The sequence below is a fragment of the Streptomyces griseobrunneus genome (genome assembly GCF_046713465.1).
Classification (GTDB): domain Bacteria; phylum Actinomycetota; class Actinomycetes; order Streptomycetales; family Streptomycetaceae; genus Streptomyces; species Streptomyces microflavus.
Window position 1 is genome coordinate 53843 of the sequence record NZ_CP177080.1, and the last position, 19247, is coordinate 73089.

At 71.2% G+C, this 19247-nt stretch carries 16 protein-coding genes; 9 read left to right on the forward strand and 7 right to left on the reverse strand.

Annotated elements, in window-relative coordinates; genetic code table 11:
- From ACK8N7_RS00240 to ACK8N7_RS00265, 6 genes are read right to left on the reverse strand one after another with little or no spacing between them, the layout of a single operon-like run.
- Complete coding sequence (locus ACK8N7_RS00240) at positions 1–978, reverse strand: type II secretion system F family protein (protein WP_403218276.1); 978 nt, start codon at positions 976–978, stop codon at positions 1–3.
- Positions 975–2540 carry a TadA family conjugal transfer-associated ATPase gene (locus ACK8N7_RS00245; protein ID WP_403218277.1) on the reverse strand — a complete coding sequence of 522 codons (1566 nt, stop codon included), beginning with the start codon at positions 2538–2540 and terminating at the stop codon, positions 975–977. Before ACK8N7_RS00245 ends, ACK8N7_RS00240 begins: the two co-directional genes overlap by 4 nt.
- Positions 2533–3402, reverse strand: coding sequence for a MinD/ParA family ATP-binding protein (locus ACK8N7_RS00250; RefSeq protein ID WP_403218278.1), 870 nt, complete (start codon positions 3400–3402; stop codon positions 2533–2535). Before ACK8N7_RS00250 ends, ACK8N7_RS00245 begins: the two co-directional genes overlap by 8 nt.
- A 2-nt stretch (positions 3403–3404) precedes the next feature.
- Entirely contained in the window at positions 3405–4097 is a 693-nt protein-coding gene (locus ACK8N7_RS00255) for an SAF domain-containing protein (RefSeq protein WP_327391110.1), read from the reverse strand.
- A gap of 54 nt (positions 4098–4151) precedes the next feature.
- On the reverse strand, positions 4152–5045 hold the full coding sequence (locus tag ACK8N7_RS00260; protein WP_500440293.1) for an ATP/GTP-binding protein: 894 nt from the start codon (positions 5043–5045) through the stop codon (positions 4152–4154).
- A complete protein-coding gene (locus ACK8N7_RS00265) occupies positions 5039–5575 on the reverse strand; it encodes a hypothetical protein (RefSeq protein WP_327391108.1) in 537 nt (178 codons plus the stop codon). The genes ACK8N7_RS00260 and ACK8N7_RS00265 overlap by 7 nt, the downstream gene beginning before the upstream one ends.
- A gap of 512 nt (positions 5576–6087) precedes the next feature.
- On the opposite strand from ACK8N7_RS00265, the gene ACK8N7_RS00270 reads away from it, so the two are divergent.
- The 9 genes from ACK8N7_RS00270 (at position 6088) to ACK8N7_RS00310 (ending at position 17737) form a co-directional block, all read left to right on the forward strand.
- Positions 6088–7797 (forward strand): DUF2637 domain-containing protein, encoded by a 1710-nt coding sequence (locus ACK8N7_RS00270; RefSeq protein WP_500440294.1) that lies wholly within the window; start codon positions 6088–6090, stop codon positions 7795–7797.
- A 489-nt stretch (positions 7798–8286) separates the two neighbouring features.
- Positions 8287–9189 (forward strand): hypothetical protein, encoded by a 903-nt coding sequence (locus tag ACK8N7_RS00275; RefSeq protein ID WP_500440295.1) that lies wholly within the window; start codon positions 8287–8289, stop codon positions 9187–9189.
- Between the two features lie 47 nt (positions 9190–9236).
- Positions 9237–9503 carry a hypothetical protein gene (locus ACK8N7_RS00280; protein ID WP_382077852.1) on the forward strand — a complete coding sequence of 89 codons (267 nt, stop codon included), beginning with the start codon at positions 9237–9239 and terminating at the stop codon, positions 9501–9503.
- A complete protein-coding gene (locus ACK8N7_RS00285) occupies positions 9500–10591 on the forward strand; it encodes a conjugal transfer protein (RefSeq protein WP_500440296.1) in 1092 nt (363 codons plus the stop codon). The genes ACK8N7_RS00280 and ACK8N7_RS00285 overlap by 4 nt, the downstream gene beginning before the upstream one ends.
- Positions 10592–10608: 17 nt before the next feature.
- On the forward strand, positions 10609–10896 hold the full coding sequence (locus tag ACK8N7_RS00290; RefSeq protein WP_403218282.1) for a hypothetical protein: 288 nt from the start codon (positions 10609–10611) through the stop codon (positions 10894–10896).
- On the forward strand, positions 10893–11498 hold the full coding sequence (locus ACK8N7_RS00295) for an alpha/beta fold hydrolase (protein ID WP_403218283.1): 606 nt from the start codon (positions 10893–10895) through the stop codon (positions 11496–11498). Before ACK8N7_RS00290 ends, ACK8N7_RS00295 begins: the two co-directional genes overlap by 4 nt.
- Position 11499: 1 nt before the next feature.
- On the forward strand, positions 11500–14037 hold the full coding sequence (locus tag ACK8N7_RS00300; protein WP_403218284.1) for an ATP-binding protein: 2538 nt from the start codon (positions 11500–11502) through the stop codon (positions 14035–14037).
- Complete coding sequence (locus ACK8N7_RS00305) at positions 14034–16595, forward strand: hypothetical protein (protein ID WP_500440297.1); 2562 nt, start codon at positions 14034–14036, stop codon at positions 16593–16595. The genes ACK8N7_RS00300 and ACK8N7_RS00305 overlap by 4 nt, the downstream gene beginning before the upstream one ends.
- The gene (locus ACK8N7_RS00310) at positions 16592–17737 is read left to right on the forward strand and encodes a C40 family peptidase (RefSeq protein WP_500440298.1); all 1146 of its coding nucleotides are present in this window, start codon (positions 16592–16594) and stop codon (positions 17735–17737) included. The genes ACK8N7_RS00305 and ACK8N7_RS00310 overlap by 4 nt, the downstream gene beginning before the upstream one ends.
- Before the next feature lie 111 nt (positions 17738–17848).
- Here ACK8N7_RS00310 and ACK8N7_RS00315 read toward each other — a convergent pair whose 3' ends face one another.
- On the reverse strand, positions 17849–19033 hold the full coding sequence (locus tag ACK8N7_RS00315) for a pentapeptide repeat-containing protein (RefSeq protein WP_500440299.1): 1185 nt from the start codon (positions 19031–19033) through the stop codon (positions 17849–17851).
- Positions 19034–19247: the final 214 nt, after the last annotated feature.

Consider the following 19247-nt stretch of genomic DNA (forward strand, 5'->3'; position numbering starts at 1 on the left):
TCACCGGATGTCCTCCAGGGCGAGGTGGGAGGGCCGGGTGGTGGGCTGCCCGGGGCCGTACTGGGTGGCGGAGAGCAGGCGGAGGCGGCGGTCCTCGGGCAGCGGGTCGATGAGCCGGGGGTCGGGCTGGGTGCGGGCGATCTTCCTCAGCCAGCGCAGGGTGTAGGCGAACAGTGCGCCGAGGAGGGCCAGGACGAGCTGTCCGGTCGGTGACTGGTACCAGCCGGACCAGGCGTCGTTGAGCATGCAGCCGACCACGACGACGCAGATGACCATGGAGACCATCCGGGAGCTCTTGCGGACCTTAGCGCGGTCGGCCTCGATGTCGCGGGCGTCGGCGGCCTGCTGGTGGATGGTGAGGGCCAGGGCTTCCAGGGCGTCGGACAGGCCGGGCCCCTTGTAGACGGCGTGGGACTGGAAGAGCAGCACGACGTGGTCGGAGACGCCGTCGGTGAGCTCGTCGGCGAACAGGGCGAAGGCGTCCTGTGCTTCCATGCCGGAGCGCAGCCGGTCGGCCAGGGCCCGCACGTTCGGGGCGATCGGGGCGGGTGCGGCCTTCGCCGAGGCCCGGATCGTCTGCGGCAGGCTGATACCGGCCTGGTGGACACCGGCCAGGTGGTTGAGCCACTGGCCGAGTGCTTCGAGGCGTTCGATGCGCAGGGTCGCGGCGGTGCCGGGGTTGAGGACGTAGGGCAGACCGAGGACGGCAGCTCCGGCGAGGAGGCCGTGGACGGGCCAGCCGGTCCACGCCCACACCGCCAGCGTGGCGATGCCTGCGGTGACGACGAGGTGGCGCCACTTTCGCTGCCACGCGGCGGGCAGCTCCGCCTTGGCGCGCTGGATACGGCCCGCGGCGCGGGACTTCGGCTTGGCCGGGTCCGGGAGGCGGCCGCGGAACTCCCGCACGGCGGCGAGGAGCCCGAGCAGGGCGAGGACCGTGCAGCAGGCGGCGACGAGGGCGAGCTGGGAGGACGTCATCGTGCCCCCACTGTCTGCAGGGGGCCGAGCCACGCCCCGAAGGGGTTGTCGGTCAGCCACTGGCGGTGGAACTGGCCGGTGCGCTCCAGGTCACCGATGAAGGTGGGCATGTTCTTGTAGACGGCCCGGGGTTCGGGCCCCTGGGGGGCGAAGAGTTCGGTGGTGACCGGGCGGCCGCCTTCGCCGACGATGTCGTGGACCTCGTAGATGTTGCTGACGAAGCGGTGCTTGCGGCCGCCGATCGCGGTCTCGTCCAGGTAGGTGAGGTAGACGACGAGGTCGATGCTGGAGGCGATGAGATGGTGTGCGGCCTCGGTCTGCATGCCGGCTTCGGTGCAGAGCTGGACGAGGCGGCTGATGATGGCGTGCGGCCGCCGTACGTGAAGGGTGCACATGGACCCGGATCCGCCTGCGGACATCGCCTGGAGCATCGGCACGATCTCGGTGGAGCGGACCTCGCCGACGATGACGCGGGTGGCGTTGTAGCGCAGGGCGGTGGCGAACATGTCGCTGATGGTGACTTCGCCCGCCTTGTCGCCGCTGCCGCGTACCTCTCCGTTGGACTGCCGGGCTTCGAACGCGTAGGTGACCGGGCCCGGCTTGGGGCCGGGCTCGTCCAGGTAGAGCTCACGGTCGGATTCCAGGGTGACCAGCCGTTCGGCCGGGGGGATCTCGCGTCCCAGCGCGCGCAGCAGGGACGTCTTCCCGGCGCCCATGTCTCCGACGACGAGGATGTTCATCTTGGCGTGGACCGCGGCGGTCAGGAAGCGTTGCAGGACGGGGTTGATGGAGCCCCACTGGACCAGTTCGGCGATGCCGTGCTGCCGGATGCGGTGGCGGCGGATCACGACGGAGGGCCGGGTGGTGAGGAGGGAGGCGGTGACGCGGGAGCCGTCGGGCATGCGGAAGCCGACCATCGGTGTCGCTTGGGTCAGGGACCGTTCCCCATGCCCGGAGAGCCTGGCCATGCGGTTGACCCAGGTGATCAGTTCTTCATGGCTGTCGGCGACCTTCTCGATCGTGCGCCGCGGGCGGTCGTGGTACTCGACGTGGGCTCGCAGGCCGTCGACCATGACGTCCTCGACGCCGTCCTGGTCCAGCAGCGACTGCAGGCGCCCGCCGCGGTACATGGAGTCGAAGACGGCGGTGCCGATCGTGGTTTCCTGCTCGGCCGTCAGCGGGGTGTTGCCCTGGGCGTACTTGGTGGCCCAGTCCGCGACCGCTGTACGGACCAGTGACTTCGCCTGGGCGCGGCGGTCGGCCTCCTCCAGGAGCTTGTCCGGGTCGCTGGCGCTGAGCTGCTTGGAGACCTGGGCCTGGAGGTCCTCGATGACCTCCCAGCCCACCGGGATCTCTCCGGGCAGTCCGGCCAGGCGCGGAACGGCGGTGGCGTCCGCCGAGCCGGACGAGGTGACCGGGGGTCCGGTCGCGGGCGCGGGCGCGGTGGCTGCCTGGGCGGGAGCAGTCCGCTGGCCGATCCTGCCGCTGAGGAGACCTGCGATCTCCTCGCGGCCCATCGGGGCCGGCCGTCCGCTGCCGGGACGCTGCTGGAGGTCAGCCACGCGGTCCACTCCTCTCGGTCAGCCGCTGCAGAACTCCGGCGAGCTGCGGGTTCGCAGCCCGGGGCGGGTACTGCCGCTGGATCTGCCGACGGGAGACGGCGGCCTCGAACTGCTCGGTGGCGGTACGGGCGTGGCGCAGCAGCGGGCTGCGCCCGTAGCCGCGCGGGGGCCGGCCGCCGGTGGTGAAGTAGTCGGCCGTGGCCGGGTCGGCGGGGAGGGCTGCGAGCACCGGGACTTTGAGGGCGTCGGCGACCTGGTGGGCGCGGTAGGGGCCGTCCTCGATGAGGAGGAGTCCGAGCGCTTCGGGGCCGTTGCCGCGCTCGGTGAGTTCGGTGCGCAGGGGGTCGATGAGGTGGCGGGCCAGGGTGAGGGACTGCTCGGTGCCTCGGACGACCAGGAGGACGAGGTCGGCCTGGTGGAGCAGGGGGGCCGGGGTGAGGGTGGGGTGGAGGTGCCCGGATTCCAGGGCGAGGCGTCCGGCGTCGATGAAGACGTCGTATCCGGCGTCGTCCGCCAGGACGTGCAGCACGTCCGACAGGGCGGGCCAGGTACGGGTGAGGGCGGCGGCCTGGCCGGGGTCGGTGAGGCCGGGCAGCAGTTTGCGGTGTCCGGCCTGGTCCATGGACCACAGGTGGCTGGCGAAGGCGTGCGCGAGGGCGTCGGGGCCGGTGCGTTCGGCGGTGGCCAGGTGGTAGAGGCCGAATCCGGCGGTGGCCTCGCCCTGGAGGAACCCGGCGCGGATCGTGCCGCCGGCCGGGTCGCACTCGGCCAGCAGGGAGGGCCGCTTCGAGGCGAGGGTGAGCGCCAGGGCGGCCGTGGTGACTCCGCAGGATTTCGCGGAGACGAGTGCGGTGACGGGCATGATCACTGACCTCGCGGTTCACGCACGAGAGCGATGCGGCCCTGGGCGGCCCGGGTGGCCAGCAGGGGGCCCTTCTTGTTGGCGACTGCGAGGTTGACCACGACGCTGCCCGACGCGTCCGGCCGGGACACCGTCACGACCACCGCGCTGATCGTGGAGGGCGGTGCCTCCGCTTCCCCTGCCTGCTGCTCGCCCTGCGCCGGGGTGGTGACGGCGAGAACCTTGTCGCCGGGGGCGAGCGTGCCGGCCGGGGCCTGGCCACGCTTGACCTGTACGCCGACCTGCTGCTGGTCGTCCCCCAGGCCCGTGCCGGTGGCCAGCTGCGAGGCGGTGAGCAGACCTCCCTTGCGCAGGTCGACGGCGGCACGCTTGCCGACCATCGACGCCTTCTGCCCTGCCGTTACCGGGGTCAGGGCCGCGTCCGCGCTGACCTCGGCGACGACCAGGTCCGCCGCAGTGAGCGCCTGCCCGGCGGGGACGTCCCGGGCGACAGCGAGAACTTTCGTGCGGTCGCTCGCCGAGGTGACGGCGGCCGCTGCCCCGAGACCGGCTACGGCCGCAAGGACGACGCAGAGGGCTGCGACCGACCAGCGGCGCTCCCGCTTGACCGGTGCGGTGGTCGTGATGGGGAGGTCGGGACGGGACGCCGCCGGGGCAGCCGGGCGCGGAACCGTCGGCGCGGCAGGGGATTCCATGAGGGTTCGTGCCTCTCGAAGGTGCTGAAGCGTGCGGTGTGCTGAAGCGTGCGGTTAGTTGAGGACCTGGACTTCGGCGACGGTGATGTCCACGGCGCTGTCCCGGACTTCGGTGAGCTGGCCGGTCTGCCCGCTGGTGGCTTCCCACGCGATCGTCCACGTGGAGGTGGCGCTCACGTGGTACCGGCCGGTGCTGGTGGTCGAGGACGGGGCGTTGTAGCGGTGGCCGCAGTCCGGGGAGGGCTTCTTGCCGTACGCGGCCTGGTACGGGGTCCCGGCCGTGGTGCAGGTGACCGTCTTCCCGTCGCCCATCTGCCAGACGATCCGGCTGACCTTCGCCGTCGCGGTCACAGTGATGCCGCCGGCTGATGCGCTCGCGGTGTTCGGCCCGTACGTCTGCGGGCTCCTCTCGGTCCAGAGGTAGACCGGCATACCGACCACCCCTTTCCCGCCCGGCTTCGGCGTGATGCCGATCTGCGGGGCCTTCAGGAGCATCTGGTCGACGGCCCGCTGCGCGAGGACCTCCGGAGCAACGCCCGGCGGGGGCTGGTCCTGCGCCCAGAAGGCGAGCCCGATGGTGCCGTCGTTGCCTGCGCCCATTCCGGAGTCGGCGCAGGTGTTGACGTAGATCGCGCCGTCGCCGGGCTTGTGGCCCTCCCAGAGGTCGCTGTCGGCACCCGGTTGCGGATCGAGCTTGCGGATCTCGCACGGCACGGACCCCACCGGCCTGGTGCCGACCGGGGCGGTACCGCCGTCGCCGCTCGTACCACTTCCAGGCCCGCTCCCGCCGCTGCCGGGCTTTGATCCGCCCACCCCGACGTCCAGGCAGACGAAGTCGTTGTCGCATCCGCCGACGTCGATGTCGGGGCCGTCAGCGAGGGCCATGGGGGCGGCGGCCAGGAGCGCGGCGAGGGTGAGTGCGGCGATGGCGGGCGTGCGGGTCAGCATGGCTGTCCCGACTGCGGGGTGTTCGTCAGTACCCTCCAGCCGTCCGCCCAGCGCTCCATCGTCGCCGTGACCACGTACTTGGTCAGCCGCGTCGAGGGGAGGGCAACGGGCTTCTTGTCCTTGTCCAGGACGACCCACTTCGTGACGTCCAGGCAGCTGGACAGCTTCGCCTTGAGGAGCTTCTTGCTGTCGTCGAGCTGGGTCACGGTCGAGTCGGTGAGAGTGACGCCGCCGCTGAAGCTGCTGCCCTTCTTCTTCATGCGTTCCGTGTCGACCTGGGTTTTCACCAGGGCGACGCCGCTCGCGTAGTCCTTGAGCTTGGAGGCATCGACGTCGGCGGCCGCGTAGGCGCGTTCCATCTCCCGCCAGAAGGCGGAGTAGGCCGTGACCGCTTCGGCTTCAGCAGCTGCGGAAGGGTCCACCGACTTCGTGGCGGTGGGGGTCGCGGACGGTGTCGGTGTGGCTTTGGCGTCCGTGTCCGCAGTGTTCTTCGCTGAACAGGCCGACAGTGCGAGCAGCGTGCAAGTCACGACTACCAGGCTGGCCGGTCCGTTTCCCTTCCGGTTTCGCTTCCTCGTCCGCTCTGCATGTGCTGCGTGAGTCACTGCGCCCCCTCCAGTTCACGGGCCACACCGACCCTCGATCTTGGTGCCGCGGCTGAGTCTGGCCAGTTCACCGGAAACAGACCCAGCGGTCTGGTCTCACCCTATGCAAAGAACCAGTCTCAACCCACCCAGTTCCAGCCACAGTTATTCACTACATAGATGGACGAACCATGTCTCATCTGCCGCTATCGGGCTTGGTACGGCAGCAGGGGTTTCGGTCCGCCGACCAGTCAGCAGGCGGGCGGCCCGGGGACGGGGTCGCAGGCGAAGGGATGGGGGCGGGCCTCGCCGGGACTCCTCGGGCACGAGCCCGAGGTGACCTCGCACCAACGCCACCATTGCCGATCTCCAGGCCTGAAGTCCCTGTCGCAACAGGAGGGTGGTGGAGGCGGACATGAGAGTGTGAGGATTTCGGACTGATCGGAAAGGGCCAGCGGGTGGGCACGGGGAACAGTGGCAGGGCACAAATCCAGCTGACGCGTACGCACCGGATCCTGATCGGGATTGTCACTGCCGGTGCGGTGGTCATCGCCGCGATCGGTTTCGCGGGCTCCTACGCGGCCGTGCGCGAGCTGGCCGAGGCCAAGGGGTTCGGCCAGTTCTCCCTGGTCTTCCCGATCGGCATCGACGCGGGCATCTGCGTGCTGCTCGCGCTGGACCTGCTGCTGACGTGGATGCGGATCCCGTTCCCGCTGCTGCGCCAGACGGCGTGGCTGCTGACCGCCGCGACCATCGCGTTCAACGGCGCCGCCTCCTGGCCCGACCCGCTCGGCACCGCGATGCACGCGGTGATCCCGGTCCTGTTCGTCGTTACTGTGGAGGCCGCCCGGCACGCGGTGGGCCGGATCGCGGACATCACGGCCGACAAGCACATGGAGGGCGTGCGCCTCACCCGCTGGCTGCTCTCCCCCATACCGACGTTCAAGCTGTGGCGGCGCATGAAGCTCTGGGAGCTGCGCAGTTACGAGCAGGTCATCAAGCTCGAACAGGAGCGGCTGATCTACCAGGCCCGCCTCCAGGCCCGGTTCGGCCGCAACTGGCGCCGCAAGGCCCCGGTCGAGTCGATGATGCCGCTGCGGCTGGCGAAGTACGGCGTCCCGCTCGCCGAGACCGCCCCGGCCGGCCTCGCCGCCGCCGGCATCGAGCCGGCCCTGCTGCCGCCCGCCCCGAAGGCCGAACTGCCCTACGAGCCCCAGCGGGAGCAGGGCCGGGAGCACGGGCACGAGCTGGGCCGCGAGGAGCGGGAGCCCCAGCAGGAGCAGGCCCATCAGCACCCGCAGCAGCAGCCGATGCCGCTCCAGAAGCAGGCACCCCAGCCCCAGCCCCACCAGTCCCAGCTCCAGCAGCAGGAACAGCCTCCCGCCCCGTCGCCGCAACAGTTCCTGGAACTCAGCCCGAAGACCCTGGAGACCACTCCGGTCGAGATTCCGGCGGGGCCCGGCCGGACGAGGCCGCTGCGCATGACCACGGAAGATCAGCCCAGTGCCGCGGCCGCCGTCCAGGCCCAGGCCCCACCAGCGGAACCGGCACCTTCAGATCAACAGCACGCGGAGGCTGAAGCCGAGTTCGTGCAAGGCCTGAACAGCGGCCGCCTGGGCGAGACCGAGGTCGAGGCCGCGCCGCGCCCGGCTGCCATGACCGAGGCCGCTCCCGCGGCTGCGCACCCATTCTTCGGACCGGCCACACCCGGGCCCGCAGCCGCGCCCACGCTTCCGGTGACCCTCGACATTCCCGTGCGGGAGCCCGCCGCAGCGCCGAGTGCCGAGGTGGCGGACGAGAGCCGTGCCGGGGCCGTGCCGCAGCAGGCATCGCTCGTCTTGCCGACCACGCGGCTGACGGAGCCATCCAGCGACGGCACGGTCTGGGAGGCGGCCACCGCCGACGAGCAGGGAGCGGCGACTGCTCGGCTGCCGGAGCAGCAGTCTGCCGAGCCGGACCTGGATCCTGCCCAGCAACAGATTGTGACCGTGGCCGGGTGGATCGTCGAAGCCGAGGAGAGCGGAGGAAAGCTGTCCGGTGCTGAGGTTGCACGGCGTTTGGGCCTGTCTCCCCGGACCGGCCAGCGGCGTCTCGACAAGGCGGGCGAGTACCTGGAAGAGCAGCGGCGGCAGCAGGGGCGCGCGCACCTGCGGTCTGTCCGCAGCTGACCGGCGCTCACCTGATGGTGACCGATGGCCGATCTGGTCATCGGCCACCTGCATGCGCACCCCGGCCCGGCCCGGCCGGAGCGGGCCGGACATCAGGCTGGCGCACGTGGCCGATGACCGTTCCACGCGGTGACCGATGGCCGATCGGGAGAGGGTGGCTGGTGACCGGTCACCGCCCGCGTCGGCCACCGGCCATGACCGATCCACGCGCCTCGGCCACCGCCGGACCGTGACCGGACCTCCGGACTGCTGCCCGTTTCCCGTTCCGGGGAAGGCGGCTTGCCCACTGCCCCGGAGGGCTTGCCCGCAGTTGCACTGAGCGGCCATGGAGGCTTGCCCACTGCCTCGCACGGCTTGCCCGTTCACCCCCCAAGGGCTTGCCCGGACGATGGGCAAGCCTGTCACCTGGTCTTTTTGAGGGCTGGGCAAGCCTTCGGGCAAGCCGGTCTGAGGAGAGTTCACGGCACGAGATCCGAAAGGAGACGTGCCGTGCTCGACGTACAGCACCCCGCCCTCGCCGGCGGAATCTTTCACCGCCTGGACGCGGAGTGGTCAGCGCTGTGCGCCGACCCTGCCGTCCAGAGCGCCGTGGCCGACTGGCTGGTGGCCGACGGGCTGGCCGACGACGTCGCCGCCGTGACCGGTGGCGTGGCCGATGCCTGGGTCCGCTCCCTGGGTCCGGCCCAGCTGCTCGCCGCGCTCCGCCCGGGTGATGGCCGACTGGCCGACGAGCTGACCGACGCCGTTCTCCGTGCGCTGCTGCGCCGTGCGGCCGGGCATGACCGATCGGCCGTCCTCGCCGCGCGAGTGATCGTTCAGGCGATGATCCCGGCCGCCGTACGGATGACCCGCGGGCAGGTCCGTGGCTTCGGTGGCCGGTCCTTCGACGAGGTCGGCCACATGACGGTGGCCGCCCTCTTCGAGGTGGCCCGCTCCGGGCGCATCCATACCCGGCCTGGCCGACCCGCCGCGAACACCGCTCTGGACACGCTGCGTCACCTCTGCCGTGCTCTGTCCGCCGACCGCGAGGAGCTCGGCGACGACCTGGCCCTGGCTGAACTCCTCGCCGACTCCCGCCCCGGGCCCGCCGACTACGCGCAAGCGCGGTCCGTACAGCGCGCGGCGGCCGCCGCCGGGCTCCAGAGCTGCATCCCCATGAGCGAGGGGGAGGTCGGCGGAGCGCGGCTGGAGCTCCTGGACCTGGTCCTGGAGGCAATGGAGAGCGGCGCCCTGTCCACGCCCGACGCCCGGTCCATCGCCTGGCACTACACCGCGGCCGTGCCCGACCAGGACGCCGCCGCTATCGCCGGTGCGACCCCCGGGGCCTGGCGGCGGCGCCGCTCGCGTGCCGTCGCCCGCCTCTCCGCCTCACTCCAGCGCACCGCCGCATGATCCGGCCCCTTCTTCTGGCCCGTCCGCTCTCACCCAAGGAGACCCCAATGCCCCGGACCACCCGAGTGCCCCTGGACGTGGACGAGGAGCGCGTGGCGCGCGCCCAGCGCCTGCTCATCCAGCTGGGCGCCGCCCTGGTCGTCCAGCCCTTCGACACCCGCACCCACGACGCGCTGGTCCGCTTCCTGAGCGAGGACGCCGCCCAGGCCCTCACGTCCCTGGAGGCGCTGCGCCGGCGGCCCGAGTCGCACCTGCGGCGGCGGATCAGCGACCTCACCGGACACAGCCTCCGTTCCGAAGGAGGCACGGCATGAAGTCGCTGATCCGTCGCCGCCCGGCCGGGCCCGAGGACACCGTGCCCGGGGACGGGCAGGACTGGGCCGTCGACAGCCGGCCCGAGGATGTCGGCGGCTGGTCCAGCGGGGCCCAGGCGAACACCTCCGCCCTGCTGCGGTGGTGCGCGTGGGCGCTTCTGATTCTGGGGCCCCTGCTGGCCGGTGCGGCTTTGGTGGCCGCGCCGTCCGGTACGGGCACGCCCGTAGCACCGGCGCCCTCCGTACCGTCGACCGCCGGTTCCCAGGGATCGGCCGGCTTCGCCGTCCTGTTCGTCGACGCCTACCTGAGAGCGGGGGAAGGCGACCAGGAGCAGCTCGCCGCGTACTACCCGGACGCGACCGGCATCCGGCTCGAAGGAGAACCAGGCCGACGCACCGGGCAGCAGCTCACGGTCGTGCGGCTGCGTCAGACCAGCCCCGGTATCTGGTCGGTGACGGTCGCCGCCCGGGTCCGCGAGTCCGGTCCGTCTGCGGCACCGACGCCGAAGAGCCCCAGTGCCGAAAAGCAGCAGGAAGCGGCTCCGGCGGTGGAGCGGCTGCGGTACTTCCAGGTCCCTGTTGCCACCACGGTGACGGGCGGGACCAGTGGGTACGTCGCCCTGTCCATGCCGGCCGAGGTGGCCGCTCCCCCGCGAGTCGCCTCACCGGAGCTGCTGTACGGGCCGCAGCGCCCGGCCGCGCCGGGTGATCCCAGGACGCAGGCCGTCACCGAGTTCCTGACCGCCTACCTCACCGGCCGGGCCGGTGACATCGACCGCTACCTCGCCCCCGGTACCCGCATCACCCCGATCAGCCCCGCCCCCTACAGAGGTATCGCCGTCGACCATCTCGCCGTCGAAGGCGAGCGGGGCGGCGAGGCCACCACCACGGTGCCCGCCGACGGGACCCGGCTGCGCCTCCTGGTGTCCCTGCGCGCTACCGGCAACGACACCGTCCGGCGCCCGCTCACCTACGCCCTGACCCTCACCGCGCGCGCCGGGCGGTGGGAGATCGCGGAACTCGACGGCGCACCCACCCCCGCCCCCGCGCCCTTGGCCACCACGTCATCCGCCGCACCCACCACCTGACCTGAAGGAGCATCACTGTGGAGACCACCACCACGCTCGCCGCGAACTGGTTCGGCATCGGTCAGAGCTTCGGCTCCGACCTCCTCACCCTGATCTACGACTACGGGATCCCTGTCCTGTGCGGCCTCTTCATCATCGTCGTGGGCTACAGGACCCGAGAGCCCCGCGCGACGATCGTCGCGGTCATCTTCGCCGGGTTCGTCGCCGGTCTCGCCTCCCAGATGGACTTCCTGTCCACCACCACCGCGGAGACGATCACCAACTACGACGGCGGCTCCCTCAGCCAGATGGACGGCGACCAGTGACCGCCGTACTTGAGGGCCTTGCCGTCGAGGAGGAGCTGATCGGCCGCTGCTACACCAAAGCCCGGCGGCGGCCGCTGGTCACCGGCACCGTCCCCGGCGGCACCGGACGCAACATCCGTCTCATCGGCGGCCCGTACACGTTCACCGAACTCGCCACGCTCGTGGCCGTCTTCGTCGGGCTGCTGCTGTCGCGGCCCGTCTGGGGCGGGCACGGCGTCACGGACCTGGTGGTCCTGGTCGGCTGCTCGATGGGTGCCGCGTTCGCGCTGCGCTACGTGAACATCGACGGCCGCAACCCGCTCGCCGTGCTGCTCAGCGTCATGGCGATGCTGGCCGGCCCTGCCGGTGGCCGCCTCCAGGGCCGCGCCCACCGGCCGGCCCCGGCAGCCCGGACCAACGCCCTGATCACCGTTGCGGGAGCGGACGCCCCCGCTCCTGCCATCGCCACGGTGGCCCCGTCCCGTACCCGTAAGCCGGTCACGCCCGCACCCGCGCCGGGCCCCGCCGCCCCGCAGGCGCCCGTCGGCACGCCGGTGCTGTCCGGCGTCCAGACGCTGCTGGCCCACCGGGCGGCCGCCGACCACCACTACCTGGAGAACTGAGATGCGCCTGCCGATCCGGCACGTCGCCGGGAACCTCGTCTTCACCACCCACGGCACCGTCTGGGCCGTATGGCGGGTCAAGGCCGAGAACTACAGCCACGCCCCCTCAGCGGCAAAGAAGAACCGGCTCCAGGCTCTTGAAGCACTGTTCAAGTCGCTCACGGGTGAGCCGATGCTCCTGTCGCTGTGCCCGCAGGTCGACCCCGCTGCGATCGTCCGGGCGATGGTCGCTGACGTCGACCTGGCCCGCTCGCCGCGCTATGAGCGGCTCGGCGCAGCTGTCCTGGACCAGCTCGGGCACATGGAACTGACCGGCCGCACCGACTGGCTCGCCGTTCCCCTGCCCGCGGGTTCCGCTCAGCAGGCGCTGCGGTCGGCTCTCTCCGCCGCGCAAGCCGACATCGCCCAGCACCTCGGGCTGATGCCCGCCCCGATCACCGCGTCCGAGGTCACCGACCGCACGCGGCAGGCCGCGGCCATGCAGGCCGCGTGGGCGTCCGGGGTGGGGATGCGGCCGGCCACCGAGGCGGAGATCCTGTGGATCTACGGGCACAGTGCCCGCCGGGGTCTGGCCGAGCCGTTCCTGCCCGACGGCTCGGAGCCGGCGGTCCGCGGCCGGGGACGGACCGTTGCCGCGCTCGGTGAAGTCCTCCTGGCCGAAGGCGGCACCACCTTCGACCGCCCCCGGGCTCTGCCGGGAAACCCGTTCAAGCGCCGATACCTCCAGGCGTCCAGCGAGTGGGGCGACTCCTACCAGGCGCTCCTCGCCCTGTCCGAGATGCCGGCCGCTTTCGCGCTGCCCGGCGCCGCCTACCTTCAGCAGCTCGACGACCTCGCCTACCCCGTCGACTGGACCGCGCGCCTGGTCATCACCCCGGGCGTCAAGGCCGCCCGGAAGAGCCGCAAGCGGGCCGGGCACCTGCGCAACCAGGCCGAGGAGTACGCGGGCGACCCGGCCGGGCCCCCGCAGTCGATCGAGCAGGACCGTGCCGACAACGAGGAGTTCACCGACCGGCTCGGCGCCTCGGCCCGTGAGGTCGAGATCCGGGCCATGGTCACCCTCGCCGTCTGGGGTGACAGCCCCCAGGACGCCGAAGGGCGGGCGGCCGCGCTGGCTTCCGACTTCGGCGCGACCGACTACACCTTCGCCCGCCCGGTCGGGAAGCAGCAGGACCTCTGGCACGCCATGCTGCCCGGCTGCCGCACTCCCCCGGTGATGACCGGCTACGCCCAGATCCTGCTGGCGAGAGACTTCGCGATGGCCATGCCCTGGTGCGGATCCCAGCTCGGCGATGACCGCGGCGCCCTGTACGGCATCCAGGTCGCCTCCGGTGGCGCCCGACCGGTCTTCCTCGATCCCAGCCGTGGCCCCCGCGAGAACACCGACGCCTCCATGGCGTTCATCGGCGAGAAGGGCGGGGGCAAGTCCGTCGCGATGAAGACGGCCGTCTACCACGTCCTGGCCCGTGGACCTCAGCCAGGGAAACCCCGCAGCCGGGGGCGGGCCGTCATCGTCGACCGCACCCGCGATCAGGAGTGGGCACGTTTCGCCGAGTCCTGCCCCGGCACCACTCAGCTCGTCCGCATCGACGAGCAGGCTTCCTGCTCCCTGGACCCGCTGCGCATGTACGCCGACAGTCCGAAGACCGCAGCCCGCTGCACCAAGTCGTTCCTCACGCTGCTCCTGGACGTCAAGCCGATGGATGTGGAGGGCATCACCCTGTCGGCGGCGGTCAAGGCGGTCCTTGGCCGCCCCGCCCCGTCCATGAGGGCGCTGACCGCCGAACTCGCGGCGCGGGGCGAGGGCGATCCGGTCGCCGCGACCCTGGCGCTCAAGCTGGAGGCCACCCAGGAGGGCGACCTGGCCGGCGTCATTTTCGAGGACACGTTTCCCGTCCTGGACACCGGCCGGGCCGACTCCGTGGTGTTCCTCGTCAACTCCCTCGCGCTGCCCAAGAAGGAGGAGCTCGCCTCCGAGCACCGTATCGAGCGTCTCGAATTCGAGAAGGTCCTGGGCCGTGCCCTCATGTACCTGATCGCCGCCGTCGCCCGCGAGACCGTCATGAAGTCGAAGGACGAGTTCGGCGTCGCCGTGTTCGACGAGTGCTGGTGGCTGACCTCTTCCGACACGGGCCTGGATCTCCTCCTGGAGCTGCTGCGCGACGGGCGCAAGCACAACGCGGCCGCCTACGTCGCCTCCCACGACCCGAACGACATCGGCCCCCTCAACACCGCCAAGGGCGACATCGTCCGCGGCGCATTCCCCCACCGTCTCGTCTTCCGTCAGACAACCCGGCCCCTGGCCGTGAACGCCCTCAGCTTCCTCGGAGTCGACAGCAACGATTCCGAGCTCCTGGACCTCGTCACGACCCAGCTCTCCCCGACGCAACCCCCAGAGGAGCGTGCTGCCAGGGCGGGTGAGTGCCTCTACTGCGATCTGGCCGGGCGCATCGGGATGATGCGGGTGCTGATTCCCAGCGACCGCGCGGTGCACAGCACCATCCACACCACACCCGGCGACTACCAGGCCGCGGCATGAACTCCCTCACCGCCTGGGCCACCGGCCTGCGCCGGCTCGGCCGCACCCGCCTGCGCCTCGCGCTCCTGACCGCCGCGCTCGCCTCGACCGTCCTCACGCTGTTCACCTCCCTGCCCGCCCACGCCGAACCCACCGCACCCGCACCCAGCCCGACGCCGACAGCCCCGACAGCCCCGGGTGCCGGAGGGCAGCGCACACCCACCCCCGAAGAACAGGAGCTGCTGGAGGAGATCCTGCGCGAGCAGGGCGAGCAGCTCGCCAAGGACGTACAGAAGGGGCTGCTCGACTCGGCCAAGGAGGAGCTGCGCAAGGTCCTGCCCGACGAGGGAGGCGTGCTGGGGGTCTTCAACGTCACCGACGCCAACGGGCTGCCGATCAGCGTCTACAACGTCAAGTCCGACACCGGCGACCTGATCGAGTGGGAACTCGGCGTCCAGAACCTGCTGACCGAGTTCACCTTCCTGGGCACGAAATGGCTCATCGCGTTCTGCTGCTGGCTCATCGCCTGGGCTCTGTCCTTCGGCCTGGCCAAGCTCCTCCTGGTCCCGGTCCTGGCCGTCGCCGACTCCCTGCACACCCGGGTGATCCTCGAACTCGGGCTGCCCACCCTGTTCCTGGCCGTGTGCGCCCTGATCTGCGTCTGCCGCATCCTTTTCGGGGACCGCGCCAAAGGGTGGGGCGACGCCGCCCTGTCGATCCTCCTGGCCGCCCTGACCACCACGCTGCTGGCCTCACCCCCAGCGGCCCTCCTCGGCGAGGAGAGCGGTGCGATCGCTGTGACCCGGGGCCTGGCCCTGGAGGTCGCGGACGTGATCCTTGACGCTGGCCCCGTACTGGACGTGGACCAGGAGCAGAACGGCGCCGCGACCAGTGCGTCCCTGGCCCGGCCGCTCACCGACGCCCTCACCGACGCGTTCATCGTGCGCCCCTCCATGCTGCTGCAGTACGGACGCGTCTTCGAAGGTGCCTGCGCACGCAAGTACGCCGAGACCCGCGTCGAACAGCTCGTCTTCGACCGCAAGGTCCAGTCCCGTATGGACAAGCTGAAGAAGGCCACCGCCTACGCCGACTACCTCAGCCCCATCGGTGTGCCGGTCTCCTCCTGGTACGACACCTCGATGGACATGTCCACCCGGTGGGCCATCGACCACTTCGGTGACCCGCCCGCCGAGCGCTTCGAGGCCGAATGTGTTCCCGGTGACGTCGCTGCGGCCAAGCGCGCCTCGCTGGACAAGCTCGGGGGCGGCATCTTCCTCTTCCTTGCCGCGCTCATCGTCACCCTGCTCATCGTCCGCCTGGCGGGGGGTTTCCTCGTCGCGCAGTGCCGTATTGCCTGGGACGCCGTACGGGGCGAGCCCGCCCTCATCATCGGCACGATCCCCGGAGCGGGCCGCGGCTACCTGTGGGACTGGGCCGCATCCGTCCTGCGCTCCCTCAGCCAGATGCTGACCTCGGTGGTCTCCCTGGCCGTCTTCATCATCATCCTCCAGGCCGTCCTCGACCCGGCCCAGGAGGAATGGGGCAACGAGCTCACCCTGCGCTTCGTCGTCGTCGACCTCCTGTGCATCGGCGCCTTCATCAAGCGCAAGAAGCTCATGGCCCGCTCCAGGCAGACCGCGGCAAACGTCCGGACGAAGCTGTCCAGCAGCCGCATCGGCGGCACCTACGGCTCCGTCTTCGCTCCCCCAGCCTCCGCCCCCGTCACGAAGAACCACCACATCGCCCGGAAGGTCGCCCGCGGGGCCGTACGCACCGCCATGGTCGGCGCCGCCCTGGCCCATGGAAACCCGCTGGCAGCCGCCGGATACGCGATGCCGCGCACCGTGGGAGCCACGGCCCTCATCAGCCAGATCAACGCAGGCTCCCGCACCTCCAGGACCGCAGCCCGCTCCCAGGCCCGCCCGGCCGGCCGACCCGCGCAGCACTCCACATCCACGCCCCGCCCTTCCGGCCCGACCCAGCCCTCCACAACGAACGTGTCACCTCGTCCCGGCCAACCTCCGCGCCCGGGTCACCCTCCGCGTCCCGGCCAACCTCCGCGCCCGGGTCACCCTCCGCGTCCCGCCAACCGGCCTGCCCGCCCCGCTCGCACCCCAGGTGCTGTCCGTCCCGCACGGCCCGGCACCCCCCAGCGCCGCAACGCCGCCGCCCCCACGAAGCAGGCACCCGCTGCAACACCGCCGGGCAGTCCCATGCCCCCCGCCGCCCCCGGCCTCAACACGGGAAGCACCGCAGGACGGCCCCGGCCGCCTCGCTCACCCCAGCGCAAGGCGGTCATCCCTACCAGGCCATCGCCCCCTGCTGCCCCGGCCCCGGCCCGCCCGGCGCTTCCGTACCCGGAAGAGTCAGACGCATCAGCCCCCTCCGCCAGGCCGAGCCGCACTCCGCGAAACGTCTCATCGTCGCGGGCCATCAACAACGGCGGCCGTCCGGCAACCACTTCCCGACCCGAGCCGAGCGGCACCGACGGGGCGGACAGCCGCGCCGGGGACCTCCCCCATCGCCCGGCCCCCGATGCCCCGGACACCGGCGCGGCACCGCCCCCGAGCGGCGCATGACCAGCAGCCGCAAGAAGCAGGCGTTCGCCGGAGGGATCGCGGCCCTGGTCGTCCTGACCGTGGTCGGCCTCGCCTTCATCGCCGCCCACGTCACCGGCCTCGCGCGCAGCGAAGCCGAGGCCGCCTCCCGTACCCAGTGCACACCGGGTACGGGAGGCGACACCGCCCAGATCACCCGGCAGGTACAAGAGGTCCTCGCCGGCAGCCCCGCCCCGGCATCCGTACCGGGCCTCAGCGTCCCCAAGGAGCAGATCCCCAACGCCCGCACCATCGTGGCAACCGGCATCACCATGAACATCCCCGCCCGGGGCCAGGTCGTCGCCCTCGCCACCGCCTTGCAGGAGTCGACCCTGCGCAACATCGACTACGGCGACCGCGACTCCGTCGGCCTCTTCCAACAACGCCCCTCGCAAGGCTGGGGCACCCGGCAGCAGATCCTCGACCCCGTCTACGCGTCCACGAAGTTCTACAACGCGCTCACGTCCCTCAAGGACTGGGAGAGCATGCCCGTCACCATCGCCGCGCAGAAGGTACAGAAGTCCGCCTTCCCCGACGCCTACGCCAAGCACGAGCCCCTGGCCACAGCCCTGCAACAGGCCATCGCCCCGCCGCTCGGCGGCGGCCAGCCTGCGGCCGCAGGCCCCATCGGTCTCGGCATTGCCGCCGTCTGCCCCGCCGATCCAGCGGCCGCCGACTACGGCAACATCCCGGCCGGCTCCCTGCCTCCCGGCTTCCAGATCCCGGCCAACGCCTCCCCCCAGGCCCGCAACGCGATCCGCTGGGCCCTGGGACAGCTCGGCACGCCCTACCAGTGGGGCGGCACCTGCACCAACCCCCACGGCGACAATCCCCGGGACCGCTGCGACTGCTCCTCCCTCATGCAGCGCGCCTACGGCGTCGCCGGGGTGACGATCTCCCGCACCACCTACACCCAGATCCACGACGGCCGGACCGTACCGGCAGCCGCAGTACAGCCCGGCGACCTCGTCTTCACGGTGGGCACCGCATCGAGGCCCGAGCACGTGGCCATGTACATCGGCAACGGCCTGGTCGTGCACGCACCAAAACCCGGCCGGGTCGTAGAAGTGGCCGAACTCGCCAGCCACGGCTCTGTGCTGCTGACCCGCCGGATCGCTGGCTGACCTCCGTACCGCTGCGCGGCCGGGCATCGGGCTCGGGACGGTTGAGCGCACTGATCATTTCAGCGCCCGATGTCCGTGCCCTCATGTCTGCTGTTGTGGGACTGGCTGCGTTCAGCGTTTGACGCGGTTGCGGACTGCCAGGACCGCCAAGCCCAAAAGAATGGGCTCGGGGATGCGTGAGATCATCTCGATGTAGGTTCCGGCGGTGGTCAGGTCCTGGTCGGCGGAGCGGAAGACAACCGAGTTGAGCGTGACGTTCAGGGCCTTGTCGAAGCGTTCGCCGGTGAAGCGTTCGTCTGTGGGGTTGCGCGGGTCGTCCTTGTGGATCTCGAAGGTGACTTTGCCTCCTCCGGCCGGAACGATGCCGATCGCGGTCTGTTTCGGGGTGTCCTGGGGAAGTCCGAAGCCCATCAGTAGCACGACGGTGATGAGCATGGCGGCCGCGAGCCAGCCCAACGCTCGTGAGGCGCGAAGGCCGTAGCCAGACAGGGCCCAATAGCCGTGCAGCAGGCCGCGCTCAGCACGCGTGGTCTGGGTGCGGTCCTGTCGGCGCATCTCCATTTCGCCGTAGTAGAAGTCCGCCGCGCCCGGCTCGTACTTGCCGTCCTCGAACGCCTTGCGCAGCGCCCGGTACACCGGTGCCAGCTGTGCTGGCCCCGCACTGCCGATGTCGGGCATCGCCGCGGTCCAGCCCGCGGCCGCGGTCGGCTGCCGAGCGCGCCAGTAGTGCTCTTCGGCAAGCGTGCGGCGCCGAGTGAACCGCACCGGGCGCCCTCCCTGCCAGAGCGTGCCGGACGGGGTCGTGGCGAAGGAGCAGAGGCCCTCTAGGCGTATTTGGTCCAGGTGCACGGTCCCGGTGAGCAGACAACTTGAGAGGTCGACGTCGGCGAGGACCAGGTGGGCCGCATCGACCCCGCGCAGTGACATCATCCGTACCGCGGCATCGAGCTCACTGTCGAAGGGCGCTTCGGACATCATGTGGCCGTCTGCAAACACGAAGGGTGCCTGCTCCGCGGCGATCGTGAGGGGGTACTCGAAGACGGCGTGGGCGAAGTCCACCGTGGCGTAACGCAGACGCAGCTCGGCCGTTGACGACCAGCGGGTCCGTCGACACTCCACATGGTATGCGGCAAACGAGAGGGTCACTGGGCCGCCGAATGCTGCCCCAGACAACACAACCCGCTTCGCGCATACCAACGGCCCGAGAGCTGAAGCGCTTTCGAAGGTGGCCGAGCCGAACCGGGCATCGCCCTCGAAGGTAGCCAACCCGAACCGGGCATCGCCCTTGAAGACCACCGACCCGAACCCGGCGTCGCCCTTGAAGACCGCCGACCCGAACCCGGCGTAGCTCTCAAAGGTCGCCGACTCGAACCCGGCCGCGCCCTCGAAGGTCGCCGACCCGAACCCGGCGTCGCCCTCAAAGGTCGCCCACCCAAACTCGGCGTCGCGCTTGAAGACCGCCGACCCGAACCCGGCGTAGCTCTGGAAGCTTGCCCCCTCGAACAGGGCG